4 protein-coding genes and 1 pseudogene are annotated in these 5244 nt (G+C 71.1%); all 5 read left to right on the top strand.

Annotated elements, in window-relative coordinates; translation table 11 throughout:
• On the top strand, positions 1-1458 hold a 1458-nt coding region (gene zwf / locus B5X82_RS25820), incomplete at its 5' end, for a glucose-6-phosphate dehydrogenase (RefSeq protein WP_377266688.1).
• A gap of 66 nt (positions 1459-1524) precedes the next feature.
• The gene (gene pgl / locus B5X82_RS25815; protein ID WP_079651167.1) at positions 1525-2229 is read left to right on the top strand and encodes a 6-phosphogluconolactonase; all 705 of its coding nucleotides are present in this window, start codon (positions 1525-1527) and stop codon (positions 2227-2229) included.
• Between the two features lie 20 nt (positions 2230-2249).
• Entirely contained in the window at positions 2250-4070 is a 1821-nt protein-coding gene (gene edd / locus B5X82_RS25810) for a phosphogluconate dehydratase (protein ID WP_079651166.1), read from the top strand.
• Between the two features lie 3 nt (positions 4071-4073).
• Positions 4074-5042: a glucokinase gene (locus tag B5X82_RS25805; protein ID WP_079651165.1), complete on the top strand. Its 969-nt coding sequence runs from the start codon at positions 4074-4076 to the stop codon at positions 5040-5042.
• Positions 5039-5244: pseudogene (locus tag B5X82_RS25800) on the top strand (bifunctional 4-hydroxy-2-oxoglutarate aldolase/2-dehydro-3-deoxy-phosphogluconate aldolase); the annotation flags it as partial. The gene B5X82_RS25805 and the pseudogene B5X82_RS25800, both read left to right, overlap by 4 nt.

Raw genomic sequence — 5244 nt, 5'->3', positions numbered from 1 at the left:
GTGACGGCACCGAGCGAGAAGCTGCTGTTGTTCGGCGCGACCGGGGACCTGTCGCAGCGGATGCTGCTGCCGTCGCTGTACGGGCTGGCGGCGGACGGGCTGCTGCCGTCGGGTCTTGCGATCGTGGGGACGGCGCGCAGCGGGCATGACGACGCTGCCTTTCGCGCCTTCGCCGAGCAGGCGCTGCGCCGTTTCGTGCCGAGCGAGCGGCTCGACGAGGCGGCGCTCGGCGGTTTCCTCGCGCGGATCGGCTATGTCCCGGTCGACGCATCGAGGGAGGGGGATTTCGCGGCGCTGGCGGAGAAGGTCGGCGCGACCGACCGGGGCCTGTCGATCTTCCTGTCGACCGCGCCGTCGCTGTTCGGCGCGACGATCGACGGTCTCGCCAAGGCGGGCCTTGCGGGCGAAGGGGTGCGGATCGGGCTGGAGAAGCCGCTCGGCTACGACATGGCGTCGAGCCGCGAGATCAACGACGCGGTCGGATCGGTCTTCCCGGAGGACCGCATCTTCCGGATCGACCATTATCTCGGCAAGGAGACGGTCCAGAACCTGCTGGCGCTGCGCTTCGCCAACGGGCTGTTCGAACCGCTGTGGCGCGAGGGCGGGATCGACCATGTCCAGATCACCGTGTCGGAGACGGTGGGGCTGGAGGGCCGGGTCGGCTTCTACGACGGCGCCGGCGCGCTCAGGGACATGGTGCAGAACCACATGCTCCAGCTGCTCGCGCTGGTGGCGATGGAGCCGCCGGCCCGGTTCGATGCGGCCGCGGTGCGCGACGAGAAGGTGAAGGTGTTCCGCTCGCTGCGTCCGATCGACCGGGCGATGGCGGCGAGCCACAGTGTGATCGGGCAATATGGCCCCGGCGCGGTCGCGGGCGGGCCGGTGCCGGGCTATGTCGACGAGCTGGGCAAGCCGTCGGATACCGAGACCTTCGTCGCTCTGAAGGCGAACATCGACAATTGGCGGTGGAAGGGGGTTCCCTTCTACCTGCGCACCGGCAAGCGGCTGCCGAGCCGGCAGTCGGAGATCTTCATCCAGTTCAAGGGGGTGCCGCACTCGATCTTCGACGGGCGGGGCGCGGTGCTGCAACCCAACAAGCTGATCATCCGTTTGCAGCCCGACGAGAATGTCCGACTGCTGCTGATGGCGAAGGAGCCGGGGCTCGACCGCGACGGGATCCGGCTGAGGGAGGTGCCGCTCGACATATCGATGCCGAACGCCTTCGCCGACAGCCGGCGGCGGATCGCCTATGAGCGGCTGCTGCTCGATCTGGTCGAGGGAGACCAGACGCTGTTCGTGCGGCGCGACGAGGTGGAGGCGCAATGGGAGTGGGTCGATGCGATCCGCGACGGCTGGGCCGCCAACGCGATGAAGCCCAAGGCCTATATGGCCGGCACCTGGGGGCCCTCCGCCGCCATCGCCCTCACCGAACGCGACGGCGTCACATGGCATGACTGACGTGGAATCATTCCTCCCCACGCGAAGCGTGGGAGGATCTGGAAATAGAAGGACAAGGAAGACGATATGATCGAGGCCGAATGGTGGGATTATGAGGACCCGGCCGAGCTTGCCGAGGCTGTGGCGGGCGATGTCGGCTTCATCATCGAATCGGCGCTCGATGCGCGCGGCCAGTGCCTGATCGCGCTGCCGGGCGGCCAGACGCCGTTGCCGATCTACGAGAAGCTCGCCAAGGCGAAGATCGACTGGAAGCGGGTGACGATCATCCCTACCGACGAGCGGATCGTGGCGATGACCGATCCGCTGTCCAACGCGGCGGCGATCGCCAGGATCTTCCTGCCGAAGGGCGCGCGGGTGGTGCCGGTGATCAGCGAGAAGGCGCCCGATTATCGCAGCGCCGGCATGGCCGCCGACGCGCGGCTGCAGGATTTCCCCTGGCCGCCCGACCTGGTCTGGCTCGGGGTCGGCACCGACGGCCACACCGCCTCGATCTTCGCCGGACCTGACCTCGACGATGCGCTCAATGCGCCGAAGGCGCGCCGTGCGGTCGGGGTGATGCCTGATCCGCTGCCCCCCGAGGCCCCGGTCGCGCGGGTGACGCTGACCAAGGCGGCGATCCTGTCGGCGCGCACGGTGATGCTGGTGCTGACCGGCGAGGACAAGAGGAAGCTGCTCGAAAGGGCGCTCAAGGAGGGAGCGGGATCGAGCCTGCCGATCGGCCGGGTGCTCGCGGATGCCGAGCAGGCGATCGACATCCACTGGAGCGCCTGAGCGGCGCGCGGGAGCGAGCGATGACCCTGCACCCTGTCGTGGAGGCGGTGACGAGCCGGATCGTGGAGCGGTCGCGGGCGGGCCGGCGGGCCTATCTGGACCTGCTCGCGCGCGAGCGCGAGGGTGGAGTGGACCGGCCGCGCCTGTCGTGCGGGAACCTGGCGCATGGCTTCGCGGCGTCGGGGGAGGACAAGCCCGCGATCCGCGACGGCCGCGGGATGAACATCGGCATCGTCACCGCCTATAACGACATGCTGTCGGCGCATCAGCCCTATGGCGGCTACCCCGACCGGATGAAGCTGTGGGCACGCGAGGTGGGGATCACGGCGCAGGTGGCGGGCGGGGTGCCGGCGATGTGCGACGGGGTGACGCAGGGGCAGCGCGGCATGGAGCTGTCGCTGTTCAGCCGCGACACGATCGCGCTGTCCACCGCGGTGGCGCTCAGCCACGGCATGTTCGAGGGCGCGGCGCTGCTCGGCATCTGCGACAAGATCGTCCCCGGGCTGCTGATCGGCGCGCTGCGCTTCGGCCATCTGCCGACGATCCTGGTGCCGGCCGGGCCGATGCCCTCGGGCCTCGCCAACAAGGAGAAGCAGCGCGTCCGCCAGCTCTATGCCGAAGGCAAGGTCGGCCGCGCCGAGCTGCTCGAGGCGGAGAGCGCCTCCTATCATGGCGCGGGGACCTGCACCTTCTACGGCACCGCCAATTCGAACCAGATGATGATGGAGGTGATGGGCCTGCACATGCCGGGCGCCGCCTTCGTCAATCCGGGGACGAAGCTGCGCCAGCAACTGACCCGCGCGGCGGTCCATCGGCTGGGGCAGATCGGCTGGGACGGCGGCGACTACCGGCCGCTGGGGCAGTGCGTCGACGAGAAGGCGATCGTCAACGCGGCGGTGGGCCTGCTGGCGACGGGAGGCTCGACCAACCATGTCATCCACCTGCCCGCGATCGCGCGGGCGGCGGGAATCCTGATCGACTGGGAGGACATCGACCGGCTGTCGGCGGCGGTGCCGCTGATCGCCCGGGTCTATCCCAACGGTTCGGGCGACGTGAACCATTTCCAGGCGGCAGGCGGCATGGCCTATGTCGTCGCGACGCTGCTCGACGGCGGCTATCTCCACCGCGACATCATGACCGTCGCGGGCGACGATCTGGGCGCCTATGCCAGGGAGCCGGCCCTCGACGGCGAGGCGCTGGTCTGGCGCGATGCGCCGGCCGAGCCGCTCGACCCGTCGCTGCTGCGGCCGCATGGCGATCCGTTCCAGCCCGACGGCGGCATGCGGCTGGTGCGCGGCAATCTCGGGCGCGGCACCTTCAAGACCAGCGCGGTCGATCGGTCGCGCTGGACGATCGAGGCGCCGGTCCGGGTGTTCGACGACCAGGACCAGGTGACGGCCGCGTTCAAGGCGGGCGAGCTCGACCGCGACGTGGTGGTGGTCGTGCGCTTCCAGGGGCCGAGGGCGAACGGCATGCCCGAGCTGCACAAGCTCACCCCCTCGCTCGGCGTGCTGCAGGACCGGGGGTTTCGGGTGGCGCTGGTGACCGACGGACGGATGTCGGGCGCCTCGGGCAAGGTGCCGGCGGCCATCCACCTGACCCCGGAGGCGCTCGGCGGCGGGCCGATCGCGAAGCTCCGCGACGGCGACGTCGTCCGGCTGTGCGCCGAGCGGGGCGAGATCATGGCGCTGGTCGATGCGGCGGAGTGGGAGGCGCGCGGACCCGCGGCACCGCCGGCCGCGCAGCCCGGCACCGGCCGCGAGCTGTTCGCCTTCATGCGCGCCGGCGCCGACACCGCCGAGCGCGGCGGTTCGGCCATGCTCGCGGCGGCCGGGCTCTGATCCATGGAGATCGTGGCGGTGGACCTGGGCGGGACCAATGCACGCTTCGCGGTGGCGGAGCTGCATGACGACCGGCGGCCGGCGCTGGGGCAGGTCCATGCCTACAGGACCGCCGACTTCTCGGGGCTTCCCGCCGCCTGGGCGGCCTTCGCGCGCGATCTCGGTCGTGCGCCACCCCCGATCGCCAGCATCGCGGTGGCGGGGCCGGTCGATGGCGCGCTGATCCGCTTCACCAACAATGACTGGACGATCCGTTCCGCGACGATCGCGCAGGAACTCGGCATCGAGAGGATCGCGCTCCATAACGACTTCGCGGCGATGGCGGCGGCGGTCGGGGTGCTCGACGGCGACGAGCTGGTCCCGATCGGCGGGCCCGAGGGGCCGCTGCCGGCGGAGGGGGTCACCACCGTGCTCGGTCCCGGCACCGGGCTCGGCGTCGCCCAGCTGCTGCGCCGGCGCGGGCGCCGCATCGTGCTCCCGACCGAGGGCGGGCATATCGACTTCGCGGCGCTCGACGGGTTCGAGGAGACGCTGCTCGGCCGGCTGCGCGCCCGCCATCGCCGGGTGTCGGTCGAACGGATCGTCTCGGGCCCCGCGCTCGCCGACATCCACGAGACGCTGGCGATGATCGACGGCCGGGCGATCGTGCCGCGCGACGACGCGGCGCTGTGGCAGGCGGCGACCGGCGTCGGCGACCCGCTCGCGGCGCAGGCGCTCGACCGCCTGACCATGGCATTGGGCGCGGTGGCGGGCGATCTCGCGCTCGCCCATGGCGCCAATGCCGTGGTGATCACCGGCGGGCTCGCCAACCGGATCGAGGCGCGGCTCAGGAGCCCGCTGTTCCACGATCGCTTCCGCGCCAAGGGCCGCTTCGAGGCGCGCATGGCGCAGTTGCCGATCCGTCTCGCCCGCCACGACCAGGCGGGGCTGCTCGGCGCGGCGGCGGCCTATCAGGAGGATGAACGGACATGACCGTCGAGCAGGTGATGATGCTCGCGCCGGTGATCCCGGTGCTGGTGGTCCACGAGGTGGCGCACGCCCGGCCGATCGCCGAGGCGCTGGTCGAGGGCGGGCTGCCCGCGCTGGAAGTGACGCTGCGTACCCCGGTGGCGCTCGACGTGATCCGCGAGATGGCGAAGGTCGAGGGCGCGGTGGTGGGGGCAGGCACGGTGCT

Source organism: Rhizorhabdus histidinilytica, from assembly GCF_900167915.1.
GTDB lineage: Bacteria > Pseudomonadota > Alphaproteobacteria > Sphingomonadales > Sphingomonadaceae > Rhizorhabdus > Rhizorhabdus histidinilytica.
This window is presented reverse-complemented; position numbering and strand designations above follow the sequence as displayed.

Coding starts and splice junctions, on each gene's coding strand:
- pgl (WP_079651167.1), top strand. CDS start 1,525: ATGATCGAGGCCGAATGGTGGGATTATGAGGACCCGGCCGAGCTTGCC.
- edd (WP_079651166.1), top strand. CDS start 2,250: ATGACCCTGCACCCTGTCGTGGAGGCGGTGACGAGCCGGATCGTGGAG.
- B5X82_RS25805 (WP_079651165.1), top strand. CDS start 4,074: ATGGAGATCGTGGCGGTGGACCTGGGCGGGACCAATGCACGCTTCGCG.